Origin of the sequence: Boseongicola aestuarii (assembly GCF_900184815.1) — a bacterium.
In the GTDB taxonomy this organism is placed as follows: Bacteria; Pseudomonadota; Alphaproteobacteria; order Rhodobacterales; family Rhodobacteraceae; genus Boseongicola; species Boseongicola aestuarii.
In genome coordinates this window covers 193659-210176 of sequence record NZ_FXXQ01000007.1, presented here as the reverse complement: position 1 = coordinate 210176, position 16518 = coordinate 193659, and the positions used below count along the sequence as shown (strand labels likewise).

11 protein-coding genes and 3 pseudogenes are annotated in these 16518 nt (G+C 51.3%); 6 read left to right on the top strand and 8 right to left on the bottom strand.

The features are described from left to right. Positions 1-22: 22 nt before the first annotated feature. Positions 23-1513, bottom strand: a complete 1491-nt coding sequence (locus BOA8489_RS11765) for a right-handed parallel beta-helix repeat-containing protein (RefSeq protein ID WP_093974213.1) — start codon at positions 1511-1513, stop codon at positions 23-25. Between the two features lie 350 nt (positions 1514-1863). Here BOA8489_RS11765 and BOA8489_RS20810 point away from each other — a divergent pair. Next, a pseudogene (locus BOA8489_RS20810) lies at positions 1864-2257 on the top strand (transposase); the annotation flags it as partial. 139 nt (positions 2258-2396) lie between these two features. Here BOA8489_RS20810 and BOA8489_RS11760 read toward each other — a convergent pair. Beyond that, positions 2397-3533 carry a right-handed parallel beta-helix repeat-containing protein gene (locus tag BOA8489_RS11760; protein ID WP_176440283.1) on the bottom strand — a complete coding sequence of 379 codons (1137 nt, stop codon included), beginning with the start codon at positions 3531-3533 and terminating at the stop codon, positions 2397-2399. Further along, entirely contained in the window at positions 3496-4887 is a 1392-nt protein-coding gene (locus BOA8489_RS11755; RefSeq protein WP_093974211.1) for an O-antigen ligase family protein, read from the bottom strand. Before BOA8489_RS11755 ends, BOA8489_RS11760 begins: the two co-directional genes overlap by 38 nt. A 334-nt stretch (positions 4888-5221) precedes the next feature. Between BOA8489_RS11755 and BOA8489_RS11750 the strand changes: the two are divergent. Beyond that, positions 5222-5545 (top strand): annotated as a pseudogene (locus tag BOA8489_RS11750) (helix-turn-helix domain-containing protein); the annotation flags it as partial. Positions 5546-6058: 513 nt separating this feature from the next. Here the strand turns inward: BOA8489_RS11750 and BOA8489_RS11740 are convergent. The 3 genes from BOA8489_RS11740 to BOA8489_RS11730 all read right to left on the bottom strand — a co-directional run bounded on the left by BOA8489_RS11740 (position 6059) and on the right by BOA8489_RS11730 (position 10593). Then, a complete protein-coding gene (locus BOA8489_RS11740) occupies positions 6059-7261 on the bottom strand; it encodes a glycosyltransferase (protein WP_093974209.1) in 1203 nt (400 codons plus the stop codon). 583 nt (positions 7262-7844) lie between these two features. After that, the gene (locus BOA8489_RS11735) at positions 7845-9044 is read right to left on the bottom strand and encodes a stealth family protein (RefSeq protein ID WP_093974208.1); all 1200 of its coding nucleotides are present in this window, start codon (positions 9042-9044) and stop codon (positions 7845-7847) included. Between the two features lie 382 nt (positions 9045-9426). After that, positions 9427-10593 (bottom strand): polysaccharide pyruvyl transferase family protein, encoded by a 1167-nt coding sequence (locus BOA8489_RS11730; RefSeq protein WP_093974207.1) that lies wholly within the window; start codon positions 10591-10593, stop codon positions 9427-9429. Between the two features lie 134 nt (positions 10594-10727). On the opposite strand from BOA8489_RS11730, the gene BOA8489_RS11725 reads away from it, so the two are divergent. Beyond that, the gene (locus BOA8489_RS11725) at positions 10728-11951 is read left to right on the top strand and encodes a Coenzyme F420 hydrogenase/dehydrogenase, beta subunit C-terminal domain (RefSeq protein ID WP_093974206.1); all 1224 of its coding nucleotides are present in this window, start codon (positions 10728-10730) and stop codon (positions 11949-11951) included. On the opposite strand, the gene BOA8489_RS11720 is transcribed toward BOA8489_RS11725, so the two are convergent. Then, positions 11948-12838, bottom strand: a complete 891-nt coding sequence (locus BOA8489_RS11720; RefSeq protein WP_093974205.1) for a glycosyltransferase family 2 protein — start codon at positions 12836-12838, stop codon at positions 11948-11950. The two genes, BOA8489_RS11725 and BOA8489_RS11720, sit on opposite strands and share 4 nt — an antisense overlap. 259 nt (positions 12839-13097) lie before the next feature. On the opposite strand from BOA8489_RS11720, the gene BOA8489_RS21085 reads away from it, so the two are divergent. The 3 genes from BOA8489_RS21085 (at position 13098) to BOA8489_RS11710 (ending at position 15568) form a co-directional block, all read left to right on the top strand. Beyond that, the gene (locus tag BOA8489_RS21085) at positions 13098-13475 is read left to right on the top strand and encodes an integrase core domain-containing protein (RefSeq protein WP_093974204.1); all 378 of its coding nucleotides are present in this window, start codon (positions 13098-13100) and stop codon (positions 13473-13475) included. Between the two features lie 40 nt (positions 13476-13515). Beyond that, the gene (locus BOA8489_RS20450; protein ID WP_176440281.1) at positions 13516-13656 is read left to right on the top strand and encodes a hypothetical protein; all 141 of its coding nucleotides are present in this window, start codon (positions 13516-13518) and stop codon (positions 13654-13656) included. Between the two features lie 91 nt (positions 13657-13747). Continuing rightward, positions 13748-15568 (top strand): ABC transporter ATP-binding protein, encoded by a 1821-nt coding sequence (locus BOA8489_RS11710; protein WP_093974203.1) that lies wholly within the window; start codon positions 13748-13750, stop codon positions 15566-15568. A gap of 481 nt (positions 15569-16049) precedes the next feature. On the opposite strand, the pseudogene BOA8489_RS11700 reads toward BOA8489_RS11710, so the two are convergent. After that, positions 16050-16493, bottom strand: a pseudogene (locus BOA8489_RS11700) (IS110 family RNA-guided transposase). Positions 16494-16518: the final 25 nt, after the last annotated feature.

Here is a 16518-nt window from a genome sequence, read left to right as displayed (position 1 = left end):
TTGATGACCCTAACCGCCAGCGTCATAACCAAATCATTTCACCTTCCGCAGGTTCTAGCTCTTCGGCCATGCTTTCGTCGGTCTCCGGCGAAAAATCAGATTTATCCAGAAATAGGTCTTCCAATTCGAAGCTACTATGTCCTGAGATCAACGGGTCTCTCCCACCTTCGGGGTCAATTCCAATACTAGTCTTGGTATTTCCACCAAAAATGGTGGCAAATAGATCAAATAACCAGTCGAAAAACCCGCCAGAACTGTCGTTCTCTTTCAGCGTAAGTAAAGGATCGGGAGTTTCTGGACTCTGCTCAGCTCCTTCATCGACTGCTTCTGGATTCTGATCAGCTCCTTCATCGGGTATTTCCTCGACTTCATCCGGCACTTCTTCAAGCTCTGAGGAGGGCCGTTCGACCGGAGTTTCTGTGGCTTCAGATGCCTGTGCCAGTAATTCAAGAAGCCGTTCGTACGCTCCATACTCCTCGGATAAAGAGCCTGGGATTGGCGTTAGGTCGAGAACATCCATCCCTAGTCCGACTGTCGCGTTCTCGAACACGTCGTCGTAGTGCAGCGCACGTGAGGGATCGGCCTGTTGTAAAGTTAGATTGTCGCCGACTCCGGCGTCTTGAAGATATGAACCTTGAATATTCCCATAGCTCTCTCCATCGACCATTACTTTTGTGGCTTTTGAGCCCGCGCCGTCGATATCCAGTACTGTGTTGTCGCGTGCAACTACGTTTGTTCCACTTGACAAAGAGATGCCACGTATCATGCCCGTTACAATAATGTTCTGCTCGATGAGCACGTTCGTGTAGTGAGCGTCGTCTAAGAATATGCCCTGAATATTTGTCTTGTTTTCGGGAAGCAGTAAATTCCCTCTGATCACAATGTCGCTTGAATCGCGCCCCTGAAACTGAATGAAGTCCAAATGGGCCCCTTCGCTAGGGAAAACATGGCGAGCACCGATGTTATTCTCAATCAATACATCGTTCACGGCGATGAATTTGTAATTGTCATCCCCCAAGTAATCCGCGGTGTTTTCGGCTACGATCAAGCCATCAGTGTTCTCAAATATTCCGGCTCGCTTTACATCATGAATAAAATTCCCTTCAATTTTTACATTGGATGAATCAGTTACACGAACTCCAACGTGGCCGTCATAAACATCATCGACTGGACCATTGATTTCAGAGTGGTTGATTTGGATGTTGTCGCTATCCTTGATCGAAACGATCGATGATGCTGATGTCCCATTGCTGGGACTCTCAAAATGAATCCCTTCAAAGATCAGGTTGGTTGACCCGCTGATGGTCAGACTTTCAATCGTGGCTTGACCGGCACTCTCTGAAACGATGGTGATGGGTTCGTCGAACATGAAGCCTTCAAGAGTAACTGACCCGTAATCTCCAGGTGCTAGGTAAAGGGTCTCGCCGCCATTCAAGTATCCAAGAGTCGAAAGTAGTTCTTCTCCACCGGACACGAACACGGCATTTGAACTGTTGATGTCTCCATCAATCATTGGGCTTTTCCTTCACAAATTACTCTGACGGTGTTTTTTTCGACGGAGTCTGTGAGCAAATGATGGCCCATGTGTGTTTTTATGGCGGCTCAATCTGAGTGATTGTTGCGGATCTCCGAACAATTCTTACTTTTTGAAAGGACTACTAATTATTCTTGGCGCGGAGCGAAGGACAATCACTTAAGATCGGAGTCCATTGTTTCATAAAAAAGAGGTTGGGGTTGGGCTCACTTCGAGCCCGGCTTTAATCCGCATTCCCCAAAAAAATCGCTGATTTTGCTGTCCTTATCGTAGGGTTTTGACATCAATGATGGTTTTGATGGTTTTGATGGCTGAGAAGGGCGCGTGTCATGGATTACCCAATCTGGTGCTGGATCGCAGCGGGAAAATCGGGTGGAACTCGACACTCATGTTCGGCTGAAATTCAGAGTCACACAGCTCGGTTGGCACGGCTCCCTCGTCGAGATGCGCGAACTGGGTGGTGCGTTAGCGCTGTCGGAAGTCGCGTAGGCGGTACTTCAAAATAACCGCCCCGGCAAGAACACCGTTCATCCGCTCGATTTGTTTTTCCAGCAATCAATTCTCAGGCGTCGTGCTGGCTACGAGGATGTCAACGATGCCGATTGGCTCGCGCTCGATCCTGTCGTGCCAGATCTTTGGGCGGCCTCAGAAACATAGATGGGGCTGTTCGGGACCGAGACCTTAGCCCTGCTCGAAAACCGAGAGGCACTGGCCTATGCTAACCCGTCAAAGGAAGACCTGAACCTGAACAGAGCTAACTTAAATTAGCGGACTCAAAGGGGAGCAGGTCACTTGTTCATCAACATCTCCTTCTTCCCAAATCTGGGACGTCAAAGGAGATGTCTCGCGATTAACGGCGTATCTACAGTCCTAGTAATTCAAGAAGCCTTTCGTACGCTCCATACTTCTGAGCTAATGAGTCTGGGATTGGCATTAGGTCGAGAACATCCATCCCTAGTCCGACTGTCGCGTTCTCGAACACGTCGTCGTAGTGCAGCGCACGTGAGGGATCGGCCTGTTGTAAAGTTAGATTGTCGCCGACTCCGGCGTCTTGAAGATATGAACCTTGAATATTCCCATAGCGCTCTCCAACGACCATTACTTTTGTGGCTTTTGAGCCCGCGCCGTCGATATCCAGTACTGTGTTGTCGCGTGCAACTACGTTTGTTCCACTTGACAAAGAGATGCCACGTATCATGCCCGTTACAATAATGTTCTGCTCGATGAGCACGTTCGTGTAGTGAGCGTCGTCTAAGAATATGCCCTGAATATTTGTCTTGTTTTCGGGAAGCAGTAAATTCCCTCTGATCACAATGTCGCTTGAATCGCGCCCCTGAAACTGAATGAAGTCCAAATGGGCCCCTTCGCTAGGGAAAACATGGCGAGCACCGATGTTATTCTCAATCAATACATCGTTCACGGCGATGAATTTGTAATTGTCATCCCCCAAGTAATCCGCGGTGTTTTCGGCTACGATCAAGCCATCAGTGTTCTCAAATATTCCGGCTCGCTTTACATCATGAATAAAATTCCCTTCAATTTTTACATTGGATGAATCAGTTACACGAACTCCAACGTGGCCGTCATAAACATCATCGACTGGACCATTGATTTCAGAGTGGTTGATTTGGATGTTGTCGCTATCCTTGATCGAAACGATCGATGATGCTGATGTCCCATTGCTGGGACTCTCAAAATGAATCCCTTCAAAGATCAGGTTGGTTGACCCGCTGATGGTCAGACTTTCAATCGTGGCTTGACCGGCACTCTCTGAAACGATGGTGATGGGTTCGTCGAACATGAAGCCTTCAAGAGTAACTGACCCGTAATCTCCAGGTGCTAGGTAAAGGGTCTCGCCGCCCAACCTATTCGTCATTTCCAATTTTGTATCGATTCGAGTTTCTGCTAACGCTGGAGCGAAAGGCACTAACCAAATTAGTAATAGCCCAAAAGGAAACAAACTAACGGTTCCGTCGCTTTTGTACGGAGTCAGCTTCATTCTCCTCGCGCCTCCTGTGATTGCTGAACCTAGTGTAGACATTTTGACTATCCACCTCTCTCCGATGTGTTGCCAGCGGCCTTTCGGCGTTACTCTCTGGAACCGAGAGAGCGCTGTAGCCGTTAGATTCTGCGTCTCGCAGCCAAATGCCGGCCCCAATAAAAAGCATGAAGTATAAATAAATGTTATCCCACAAATGAACGGTCCAAGCTGAAAAGAACAATCCCGTGAGCGAGACTAGAAAGCCTGTGCGGCAGGCGATTTGAACTGGTGATGAAATTCTCGCTTTAGCGATTGATAAATAGGCTGCAAAAAAGCCAGCCAAGGTCAGCAGCATGGCCGGGATGCCATGTCGAATACCGAAGACAATCCAAAACATATCAACACTGGAGCTCATCCAACTTGGGCGCTCCCACTCGTTGAAGCCAATCCCAAAGAGCGGATTGGAAAGGATCGAGTTCGTACCAAAGTTCCAGATGTGAACTCTCATGTAGGCGCTATATTCGTTAAAAGAAAAGTACGAGATAAACAGTTTCACAGGTCCCCTATCTGACGCGATATCGAGAAATATCCAGATCATTAAGAATAGAAACGTCAAAAGCTTCCAATGACCCCGAAGCCAGGAAAAAAAAGCGTTCCAAAATATCAGGAGGTATTGCGTGGTCATTGCCGTCATAGGTCCAGCCGAAAGTGAAGTGGTCGCCGCGATGGTTACTAGTCCGGTGAAGACAACCCTAAGTATAAACGGCTTCGAGTATCCCGAAACGTAATATGTAATTCCAATCAAACTGGAAGCGAAGACACCCCAGAGTATTGGGTGCTCAAATGTCCCCTGTGCTCGATCCAAGCCCCATCGGGGATTTTTCCCAAGAAATCCACCTGTCGATGAAATTTTTTGAGCTAGCTCAAGTAATAGATTTCGCCCGAAAAAAGACTCTACTAATGCAAATGGTAAAATTAGGATCGCAACTGCTAACAGCGTTTTACACATGTATATGAAATCGCGCTGGTTTCTAATATATCGACGTCCCAATATATAAGCCCCGAACGTCTCTACAAAGAATATCCCGCCGGCTTCTATTGCTACGGACAGTCCGTGAACCACCAAAAAGCTGAACGAAGCCCAGACACTCAGCCCCAAGAAAGCAAAATCTGTAAAGTGCTTTTTCCCGCAGTCGCCCCTAATCCAATTGGTCACCAATATAGGCATTAGAAACAGGAGCAATACTCTAGACGGCGTGAGTTGAAGTGGACCTAACCAAATCGAAATTGGCAAAAAGAGCGACACGATAAATAGAAATAGAACCACCGAAACGGTCCCACCCGACTTTGTGCGTACTGGATTAACCGTCATCTTACAATTTGGCTCTATTTCTCAGAAATCGTTTTGAGTTCGTATCGAAGTCTAGACTAGCATGCTTTGAAGTTTCAGCTTTGATTTGGACTACGCTTACTCCCTGCCTGACCGTCGTAGATTTCATATGCAAGATGCTTAACGCAAGAGTCACGCTTTTATTCCTCCAAATTGCTTTGTGCTTTTTGAGCTAGCTTTAAGAACATATCTTTAATTCCGCCTTGAGCGCTCTTTAAATGCAATTGCGAGAGCTACTCCCCAAATTTTGGATAGGAACTGCAGAAAGTTATGCTACATTTTCCACCTGCTGGTGGGTTTGGGTTGTTTCAATACGCTGCCAATAAACCGCGCCAGGCGGTTTGCGGATACTGCGCATGCAGATCAGATTGGCCATGTTGCGAAGGCTTGCCGTTATCTTGGGATTGGTCGCGCCAGCTTTTATCGCTGGTGCAGGGCCTATGCCGAGCGTGGAGAAGCGGGGCTGATCAACGCACCTCCTATCCCCAAATGGTATGCCAACAGGACGCCAGCTGAGCGAGAAGAAAAGGTTCTTTATCTTCGGCGCAAATACCATTTCGGCCCGCTGCGGATCGATTGGTATTTGGCGAGCTATCATGACATCAAAATGTCTGATGCTACCGTTTCGCGCGTCTTGCAAGTGATACAGTGCGTGCTGACAAGATGGTCAGACTAATGCGTGCTAAGAGCGAGCTGACCTCTCGCCACTTCAGCCCGGAAAGTCGCGGCATAGGCTGGCAGCTCTTGGCGTGGTGGCCACTCAGCCGCGCAAACGTCTGGAGACTTGTCGCTTTGAAGGGCAGCAAAGGAGCCCGCAAGAAATCGGCCACATGGATGGACATCAGGCGGAGGCGGCAAGAGTGGAAAGACGGCAGTTCGGCATAAATGAGAGATGCCGTCGACATCTCACGCAGAGGCGGCACCAATCAAAATCTAGCGGATACACGACACCCAATCGTGTTTGCAGTTACGGACAAGGGTAGTTTTTTCTTCGGGGTCGCGCGAAGTTTCAAAAGTCACCGAGTCCCAGCAAACGAGCACTTTCGGCCAAAATAGCTAGCGTGGCCGATATCTTGAGGAACTTCTCGTTTTAGTTACTAAACCGCCTCGGATGGAGCTCGTCGGCAGGTCGGTGTCAATCCCATTCAATAAGTCATTGTTTGGTCTCCAACGCCACATTGCGGTATCCTGCCTTCACATCAGAAAGTATCACGTCTTCCAGCTGTCTGCCTAAATTTTTGTAGTCATAGAAAAGGCGCATTCGCTTTCGTCCAGACTCACCCATTTGCTTCATAAGCTTTGTATCGGAAGATAGTCGGCACATCGCCGCAGCCATCGCATTGGGGTCTCCTTCAGGAACAATCAAACCGGTTTCTCCGTCAACTACTTGGTCTGTTAGGCCGCCGACAGGCGTTACTATTACCGGTAAGCAACAAGAAGAAGCCTCTGAGACGGAAACGCCAAAGCCTTCAATCGAACCATGGACCTGAAGAGAATGCTGTAAGAAAATATTACATTTGGTCAATTTCTCCATCACGGAAAGCTCGTCCAAATTACCCAAAAACTTAACCTTTTCGTTTAAGCAAAGCTCATTCCGAAGGTCCGTCAGCATTCCCTTCTCTGGACCATCTCCGATGATCCAATATTCTGCATCAGGATATCGCTCCGCCAATATGGCAAACGCTCGCAAAGAGATGTGTACTCCCTTATTTCGAACCAATCTGGAGACTGACACAAATCTTAGCCGCCGGTCAAAACCTGCGTCGGAAGGTTTAAACAACTCAGTAGGAACTCCGCAGGGAATCAAATGAATTCGCTCTTCCGGATAACCGAGCTCTAAAAGTACGTCCCGTTGATGCGACCCTACTACAACGCACGAGCGAAATCTTCGCAAATTCTTCTGGAGACTCCATCTATACCATCTATTCCGCTGGAAACTTTCAGATAGGTCCACCCCATGAAAATGCGCTATCAACGGCACCTGAAGATGATCGGCTATAGGCAGCACATGAAGCGCAGTGTGCCCGAAATGGCATAGGATCGCATCAGGTCGAATGTTGGAAAATGCGCGCTTTAAATGCGCTTGAGACCTACGATTAGGGGCAAAGAAATTTTGGTCACGTAGATGGCTGGCTCTATCCAACCATTTGGACCAATTCTTGTTGAAAATTGGGTCTGCGCCATCGGACAAATCTACCGCATCCAAATTCGGTCTTTGTGCAGAAAAGTTTTTTGCGGGACCCCAATGGACGAGCCGAGTTCTCAACCGGTCAAAAGAAGAGAGCTGCCGGTAGACCCATGTTTGACTGGGTTCGCCAAATTTTGGCACCGCAACCGCTAGAGTGAATTTCTTCATCCCTCTCTCCAATCCCTATGGTTGCGATTGCTGGAATTCGCACCTCGTGGCGGCAATGACCAACCTTGTTCGCACAAATTCTACTCTCTCTGCCGCTAGAGGCGCCAAGTTTTTTTGCTTTTTTCACTCTAGGATCGGAGTGGATCAATGGACTCTGAATATGCGCATTGCAATCCTATACTGAATCGAGGAACGCATTTTGGGCGGATTGAACTAATTGCGTAACATAGTTAGCAATTTTAAAATCAATGTGTTGCAGCCAGACGAAATATCCGGCTGTCGGGTTCCGCAACGACACAATAAACGACGACGGCTCTATCACAAAGACAGTTCGATCACCTGTGCCGGAAACTATATTAGAGAAACGCCAAATAAGTGGCCCAGATGCGGGGGGCTAGACAATCACACTACAAATCGCAGCTTACGTCGGTGTCCGAATTTCGGAGGGTCGCTCGCAGTCGAACCAGCCCGCAAAATGAAAAACTTTTAAACGCCCGTCAACTTTCAGCTATGGCTCATTTTGCGACCACCTCTTCCTCGATCGGCACTCTAGAAAGCAGAAATTCTTTTTAAATACTTACAATTATGCTGAAATTTCTTCTAGAAACTCTAGAATAGCAGATTGAGACTGAGAATCGAAAAGATCGAGACTTTGAATGCAAAGATAAGTATTTATACTCGATGCCGAACGTGCCTCTTCGAGTACCTCAGCTACCCCCCGATCTCCTTCGGGAATTAAATAGAGACCATCAGGTTCGATAACTTTAACGCTTTTTGAGTTTAGTCCGAGTGTTGCGTAAAGGCAAACTGGACTAAATTGCCTCCAATTTCTGAATCGGAAGCGTATGTTTCTATCAATCCGTCGTTTGCTATCCATGATCTTGCCAAAATCTGCGGTTTTTATGGCGTGCGGAGAGTGCCCAAGCATTACTGACCATAAAACGGAAATCGGAAGCTTTCCTAATTTTCCTAAGCGCACCCCGTTAAGTCCCGAAGGCAAAGGCGAATGCCGCATTAATTTGGCCGCAAATTTGCGGAGCTTCTTGTACCGGAAAACAATGCGTCCATAAACTTTTGGAATATCGTTCTCAAAGAAATCTAAAATACTGGTTGGCCTAATTAGAAAAAAGTCATCATTAAAATACAAAAAACGCTCAGATAGGCCAGGAATTCTGTGTAATAGTGTCTCGATGGTTATGCTATTGAAAGTTGGTAAAACGTCCTCATAGTCACGAAAAAGCACTCTGTGATCGACGAGTTTAACATTGAGGCGTTTGCGCTCTGCACTGTCGAGCCAGACTGGACATTGCGCGTCCGTGATCAAAAAAATTGTGTTAATCCATGGCGCATTTTTGCGTATTAATTTGATGCAAAATTCAATTTCGCCCAGCGAGGCAAAGCGTGTACTTTCTGAGGCTCCAGGATTAGTTTTTGGCGCTTTCGCTTCTCCGGAGTAGCGTGCACGCTTTGCGGCATGTTCTGGGTCTGCCCCATCAACCCAAGTGATTACAGCGTCAGTCGTCAATGAACAAATCCTTTGCGCAAAAGAGTTATAGCCGAAAGTTGGTGCCGACCTGAAAGGGCTGCATATCATGGTGTTGTTAGGACGTCGCAATTCTTTCAAGGCAAAAGGATATGCCACATGAGCAACGATATGGCTCTTGCGTTTACGAAGCCATCGGATTTTCTGCGGACCAGAAAGATAAAAGACTAAAGACGTATCAGCGTGGTGGATAATGGTAGGCGCTCGTCGAACCCGCCCTAACTCTTGGTCAGTGGACATTCTACAAATTCAAGTCGCAGTATGGCGGCATGGAGGTTTCGGATGCGCACTTTGTGAAGTTGGCAAGGGCGCTTGCAGCTTCGTTAAGGACAAATAGTTGGGACACGTGATGGAGTGGACAAGCGATGCCGGTACGTTGGCGTTGGCCTCCCGATAAACGCACGCCGCGTTCACCGGTTCGGGTCCGGCAGCCATCATATAGTTCCGATGAAGCGAAATCATGGAGCTGGGCGATCCGGCCGGCACGCTCAACTTTGCCCTCGTCGATCTCTTCAAGCCGAAGGCCAAGGGCAATATTTTCTAACAGGCTCGCGTCAGTTGGAAAAATATCTTGGGGCACGTACGCATTCCGTCACGCCTCCCTTTTCGATCAATCCTCGGTCTACAAATCCCGAATAATCTGTGTTGCCAGAGTCTGATACGCCGCAAGCCTTGCGTCGACTTGAGACATACCGCTTTCAATGTCGAGCGACAACGCGTCGCGTGTTTCAAATCCGTTTTTAATTCGCGCCAGAATGTCCTTCGTGCAATCGGTTTTCAAATTTGCAACATGATCGTATCCAAGGGTCGCAAAGACACCGTGAAACTTGCGGGAATAAGCCATCGGTATGACCGGAACACCCGTTGAAAACGCGGCTATCGTAGCATGCATTCTTGCGCCCATGAAGAAGTCCATGCCCGCAATATAGCTCTTGGCATCAACGGGCGAGGCAAAAATCGGCGCCAGAACAGTGCCCGAGAATTCGGCGGCCAGAGCAGCGCTGGCGCGCTGATCATCCTCGATGGGTTGGACCTTGGACTGCACATGCCCGATCAGATGAACCTCAACCCCATCCTGAGCCTGAAACCACTTAATCACCTCACGGATCAATGCCGGGTAGTCCACGGCCAAGCCAAATTGGTTGTTCCTATCATAACCGCCCGACATCAATAGCCCGGAGACATTCAACCCAACCCGGATTTTTCCGTCGGTCCTCACGGGTGCAGGTTCATAGGGCAGGCGCATTGCCACATCCGTAGCTTCCAAAACCCGCGAGTGGATCCCCAAATCGGACAAGAACGCCGTTGACGGTGCGTCCCGGCTGACCACTGCAGCAGACCGGTTCATGACGAAGCACGCCAACCTACGCGACCAGCCAGCTTTGAACGGCCCGATGGTCTGCGGGGACAAGATCAACGGTAAGCCTTTGGCGAGAGCCCGCGCTTTCGTGCCCCAGACGGTGAAGAACCGCTTTTTCCCATAGATATCGGTAAAACTGTCGCCGCCGCCGATATCAAACACGGCGTCTGCACGCGAAAAGGCTTCCCCTAAAGGCCCGAAAGGCATTACCAGATGACGAAGGCGCAGCGCTACGTTCTCCACATTGTGGGGCGTTTCGTACCAGGGTCTCGGATCTTTCCAGCCTACAATTAAGAACTGCACCTCACGCCCGGCCTGTGCGGCCGCAGCGCGCAAAATTGCCAAATTTGCCAGTGTCAACGCACCGACACCAAGATTGTCCGAGTTCATTTGGTGCCAGACAAGTGCAAGTGTAACGGGGCGAGACATGGCCACTCCATGAACAAAGTACGTCCTTCGTCCTACCCGATCCGACTTGAAAGTCCATTCCTTAGAATGCAAAAAGCCCATTGACGGCAAGCTGTGTGACGGGAATGACTTAGCAACCATGCCCCGGAGAAGCCATGACCGACACTCAAACCCTGACCCCCGCATTGGCCCGCGTCACAAAAGGCGGGCTTTGCTCTGGTTGTGGGGCCTGTCGGGCAATCGCGCCAACAGCTATAATTATGGAGCTTGCCGGCGATGGGTTTCTGCGCCCGCGCCAAACCAGCGTTGTGACCTCTGACCAAGATGCCGCCATCTCAAAGGCCTGTCCCGGACTGGGGCAATGCGTTTCGAACTTGGGGCGCAAAGACCACCCCCTTTGGGGTCCTTTTCTTGAAATGCATACTGGCTTTGCCACCGATCCGGAGCTTCGCTTTAAAGCCTCTTCCGGCGGTGCACTGTCAGGGATGCTTGCGTGGCTCATAGAAAGCGGTGAAGTCAAAAGCGCGCTCACCAACACCGCTGATCCGGATCGTGCTGTAGCCAACGTGCCGATCCTTGCGAAAAACCGAAGCGATATTGCTCGCGCCGCAGGCTCACGATATGCGCCGTCGGCGCCCCTTGCAGCGCTTGATATGGTAGAAGATGGTCCCTCTGCCTTCGTAGGCAAACCCTGCGACGTGGTGGCCCTGCGTGTCATGCAAACTACTGATCCGGTTCTGGCGGCCCAATTTCCGGTAGTTCTGTCGTTCTTCTGTGCAGGGGTGCCTTCGCTCGCCGGCGGCGAATCCATTCTTGAGGCACTCGGCGTCACTCCAAAAACGACTGCCGTCTTCCGATATCGAGGGCATGGTTGGCCCGGCCGCGCAACGGCCGTTGCCAAAGACGGCTCTGAAACCTCAATGACCTACGAGGAAAGCTGGGGCAGCCGCCTCTCGCCCCGAGTGCAGCACCGCTGCAAGCTCTGCGCCGACGGCACAGGTGTCGCCGCAGATCTGGTCTTCGCCGACGCTTGGGAAACAGATACTACTGGCTATCCTTTGTTTGAAGAAGCCGACGGTATCAGCCTCATCGTCGCGCGTACTCGAAAAGGCGCCGACCTTCTGGCACGCGCAATTGCTGCCGGTGCACTGGAAGCGCAGGACTTTGACGTCACCAAACTTGCCGCAATGCAGCCTGGCCAAACCCGTCGCCGTCAGGCGCTCGCGGCACGTCTTGCAGGACAGCGCCTCCTTGGACGCACAATCCCGAAGTATCGCGGATTGTCCTTGCGAAAGGCCGCGCAGACCGGGTCTCTGAAGTGGGCCTTGCGAAACCTAATCGGAATGATCCGCCGCGGCCGCTCAGCAGGTAAAGACTAACGCCAGAGCCGCGCAATCCGTGCACGCGCCATATCAAACACTAAAGCAGGACAATCGCGAACACCTTGCGCCATAAAACGTTTGGCCGCCGAACGTTTACCCGTCCGCCAAAGCCCGCGGCCCAATACAAACTGCTGTCGCGCGTATTGTGCAGGATATTTTTCGGACAGATGCCGGTTTTTTTTCAAAAGTCGCACCTGACCAGTTATCTTTTTTCGCAAGTTCGTCGAGATGCTGTCGGCGGAAATAAACGACAAGACAACAGGCTCCGGGTCCTCATACACCTTTGTATGCTGCACCAGACGGATGACGAATTCCCAGTCGTTATTGGCCTTGGCACGTGGATCAAACCACGCGACCTCCGGATAACACCCAGCCCGGAATAACGCATTTTGGAGGCTGACGCGGTTTTCGGTCAGGATATGACGTACCTGATCAACTTCGGGGCGCAACCACCGCCCCGGCGTCGGCGCATAAGTCACCCGCCCGGGGCCCGGTGCGCGATCAATGTTCACACCATACAAAATCTTCCCGCCTGTGACCGCACCCACATCTTCGGGCAATGACGCCAAGAGCTTCACCTGCGCCTCCAGTTTGCCCGGCAACCACATGTCATCGCTATCCTGAAACGCAATCAGCGGGCTATCGACGAGAGCTAAACCCGTGTTACGTGCCGCTGCTGCCCCCTGGTTTTTCTCATGGCGTACGTAGGTCAAGCGCGGGTCGTCCAATGCCTTTATGACATTGCATAGGTCCTCGGTTGACGCGTCATCCACTACAATTAATTCCAGATTTCGATACGACTGGTCCAACACGCTTTTGCACGCCTCATAGAGGCTGGCTGAGCGGTTGTAGACCGGCAGAATCACTGTAACTTTATCTGACATTCGGCACCTTTTGCAGACGCCAGTGGCGCTTTTGTGGCAAAGAAATCGCTGAGTATCGAAGAAAGGTCAACGTTTCGCTCTTCTTTGGCTAGCTTCGTCGACAGGCAAGATACTCCCCCTATCCCCAAATGCCGAATCCAGAAGCTTTTAAGTTCTATACTAGTGAAGCGCTGAGCTGGCATGACTTTTAGCGGCGCCTTAAGTGGAGTAGGCCTTCTGTGACAGGCAGTTGGAAACTTTGAGGATGCTATGAAAGACTGTGCAGCGGCGAGCGCATACATTTTGGCGAAAGAGGCAATGGAGCTTCTTGAGAAAAAATCATGAACCTGCAGCGGTGAATGGCCCTGAGTTCATCGCAACACCTCTGCAGAGCTGGCTGAGAAAGGTCGGCATACAACCGGTCCAAATCTACCCCGACAGTCCTCGGGAGAATGGTTCCAACGAGCGCTCAAACGGAACATTAAGACGAGAAGTGCTGAACGCTAAAATGACACACCGTATCAAGCGAGCACAGGTTTGCTTCAATGTGTCGCGCAAGCAATACAACCAGTTCGGCCCCTATCACTCCCAAGACATCCGTTCACCAGTGACTGAAACCTTTCTGGAGAAAGCCAAAATCAGTAGTACTGATATATAGGGGGCTGGACAATCTGGTACGAGAGCTTGAGGAATGCGGCATGGACATCGACGTACAATGCCCCTGCGTCAGTCCTGCCGCGGGGCAGCGCAACACTAGCATTGATCTGGTCGCACTGCGAAAGGACGGGGTAAATGGCGGCGTTATCCTTGCTGTGGCACACGCCGACTTCGTTGTTTAAGGTGTGACAGCCCTTCAGAACTTTGGCCGAGAGAAACGGGGTTCTCCGACATGCAGACCAAGTTTGCGCAAGACGAAAGCGATCTTAGGCTATGATCAACCTCGACACATGGAAGAAGGCGTGGGCCTTGCTGGACGCACGCGAGAGGCGCAATGCCTGGATCACGTTGTCCGTCGTGGTCCTTGGCGCCTTGTCATCAGCATTGATGATCGGATCAGTGCTGCCGTTCCTGTCGGTCCTGTCCGACCCTGGTCAGATCGAGCGGATACCGGCCTTGTCTTGGACGTTTGAGACGTTTGGGTTTGCCGACAGCTACGCATTTCTTGTGGCATTGGGGCTTGCGTCTTTTGGTGTGATCGTGATCACCAGCCTAATACAAATCGCAAAGACCTACGTGGTCTCGCGCTATGCATTAATGCGTGTCCATTCCATCAGCCACCGCCTTCTCATCGCGTATTTAAGGCAGCCCTACGCCTTTTTCCTTAACCGGCATACTGGGGAAATGGGCACGCGGGTGCTTCAAGAAGCGCAACAAGTGGTAAATATGTTTCTGCGCCCAGCAGCAGAGCTGATTGCCTCCGCATTCACCGTCGTATCGATCGTGGGGTTACTCTTATGGCTTGACCCCATGGTCACGGTAATTGCGTTTGTAGCGTTTGGGGGAAGCTTTGGAACGGTCTACGTGCTCAGTAGACATATCCTTAAGCGGTACGGACTGGCACGCGCAACGGCCAATAGTGCTCGCTTCCGCATTGCCAACGAGGCCCTTGGCGGGATCAAGGATATCAAACTATTGGGACGAGAGAGGTCTTATGCGGACAGGTATGCTGCGCCATCTAAACGCATGGCGCACGCGCTTGTCGGTGTTTCGGTGTATTCTCAAGTGCCACAATTCGCGATGCAGGCTGTGGCCTTCGGTGGGATCATCCTGCTTTGTCTTGTTTTGTTGGACCCGGGAGGGCTCACGTCAGGCGCTGCCTTGGGGGGAATTCTGCCAACACTTGGCGTGTTTGCTTTTGCGGGACAGAGATTGATGCCGGAACTATCAAAGCTCTACCAATCGCTAGCACAAATTCAGGCGGGTGGAGCCGCCGTGGACGTGGTGTATGATGATCTGATGGACAAGGCCGGATCGGGCAGCTTGCCCGTCGAAATCCAACCCGCGCTTGGCCTAAAGCACGGCCTTGGGTTTGTAGAAGTGTCCTACCGTTACCCTGGCACTGAGTTGGCCGGTTTGCAAGGGGTCTCGCTCGACATCCGGGCTGGAGAGAGAATTGGCATTGTTGGCAGTACTGGTTCAGGCAAGACGACTTTGGCTGACCTAATTCTGGGTCTGTTGCCCCCGAGCACGGGTCGCATCCTCGTGGATGGCACCGAGATTACTGACGAGACCCTGCGCTCTTGGCAACAAAGTGTGGGCTATGTACCGCAGGATATCTTTCTTATCGACGCCAGCATCTCCGAGAACATCGCCCTGGGCGTACCACCCGAAGAGATAGACGAGGCCCGCGTGCGCCGTGCCGCCGGGATTGCCCGGATTAACACGTTCATCCGCGAAGAGTTGTCCGACGGCTATGCCACAACCATTGGAGAACGCGGCGTGCGCCTCTCAGGCGGGCAGCGTCAGCGCGTGGGTATCGCGCGTGCGCTCTATCATGATGCTGATCTCATCGTCTTCGATGAGGCCACCAGCGCGCTTGATAACCTGACCGAGCGCGAGGTCATGACCGCCATTGACGCCCTGCCCGGTGACAAAACTGTCCTTATGATTGCACACCGCCTGAGCACCGTAAAACGATGTGATCGGATCATTGTGCTGGATAAGGGACAGCTCGTTGGGTGCGACACATGGGCGGCGCTGATGGCCCAAAATGAGGCGTTTCAAAGAATTGCTAGTGTCAACGATGAGTAATAACTTTTGCTTCATTTGTGCTGACAAGGCATTTGAGCCCGAAGACGAACATGTTTTCCAACTCCACCATCATTATCACCGGCAGCACGGGCTCTTCTTGACAGGCGCTTTTGCGAATGTTGCTTTATCTCTACGGCACACCAAATACCCAATCGGTAAGAAAGCCACGTATTGAGACGGAAGGCTCCCCTGCTTTCCAATGGGCACTGCCATTTTTGGACGGTTCCTTTTTTTGCAAGGGTTAATTTGAGCTAATGTTGATCGTCGCGGGTTGTGGTCATTCGTCCGGCCTGTTTGCGCGGTGTATGTGACCGCTGGCCTTGATGAAGTCCGCATGCCGGGTCCCAATCAGACAATCGAGCTTTGACGCCCTGACAGTGCCTCGGGGTGTCCCGGCAGCGGTCCCGTTTGATCATCATCACTCACTTCTGCCCTTGCATCTCTTTGCAGCGATGTGATGCGCCGCATATCCTTAATCTGTTCAGGTGGCCGGTGTGGCCTTGTAGCTTTCTCCCTTCGCGAGCAGTGCCCATGCAGTACGGGTGGTGTTGTTGGCGATGGCGACGGTGACGAGCCGCGTTGGCTTGTGCTCGAGAAGCGATCGCACCCAGGCCCCGATTCGGGTGTCGGTGGTTGGCGCTCGCCGTGTGACAGAGGTGGCCCCGACGACCAACAGTCGTCGCAGGTAGCCGTTGCCCATATTCGATATATGCCCGAGACGGTCCTTGCCGCCCGACGAGTTCTATCTGGGCTCAAGGCCTATATAGGCCGCAAACTGTCGGCCGGATTTGAACACGGCTGGATCGGGCACGCTGGCCGCGAACGCTGTGGCGGTGATGATGCCTACACCGGGGATCGTTTCGAGCCGCTGGCTCGCAGCATTCTGCCAATGCCATGCCAGCAGTTGCGTTTCGATAGCCCGCACCCTGGCAGCCAGACTCTCAAGTTGT

Bases quoted from the DNA above. Each gene is read 5' to 3' on its own strand.
- BOA8489_RS11765 (WP_093974213.1), bottom strand. From the start codon at position 1,513: ATGATTGATGGAGACATCAACAGTTCAAATGCCGTGTTCGTGTCCGGT.
- BOA8489_RS11760 (WP_176440283.1), bottom strand. From the start codon at position 3,533: ATGAAGCTGACTCCGTACAAAAGCGACGGAACCGTTAGTTTGTTTCCT.
- BOA8489_RS11755 (WP_093974211.1), bottom strand. From the start codon at position 4,887: ATGACGGTTAATCCAGTACGCACAAAGTCGGGTGGGACCGTTTCGGTG.
- BOA8489_RS11740 (WP_093974209.1), bottom strand. From the start codon at position 7,261: ATGAAGAAATTCACTCTAGCGGTTGCGGTGCCAAAATTTGGCGAACCC.
- BOA8489_RS11735 (WP_093974208.1), bottom strand. From the start codon at position 9,044: ATGTCCACTGACCAAGAGTTAGGGCGGGTTCGACGAGCGCCTACCATT.
- BOA8489_RS11730 (WP_093974207.1), bottom strand. From the start codon at position 10,593: ATGTCTCGCCCCGTTACACTTGCACTTGTCTGGCACCAAATGAACTCG.
- BOA8489_RS11725 (WP_093974206.1), top strand. From the start codon at position 10,728: ATGACCGACACTCAAACCCTGACCCCCGCATTGGCCCGCGTCACAAAA.
- BOA8489_RS11720 (WP_093974205.1), bottom strand. From the start codon at position 12,838: ATGTCAGATAAAGTTACAGTGATTCTGCCGGTCTACAACCGCTCAGCC.
- BOA8489_RS20450 (WP_176440281.1), top strand. From the start codon at position 13,516: ATGGACATCGACGTACAATGCCCCTGCGTCAGTCCTGCCGCGGGGCAG.
- BOA8489_RS11710 (WP_093974203.1), top strand. From the start codon at position 13,748: ATGATCAACCTCGACACATGGAAGAAGGCGTGGGCCTTGCTGGACGCA.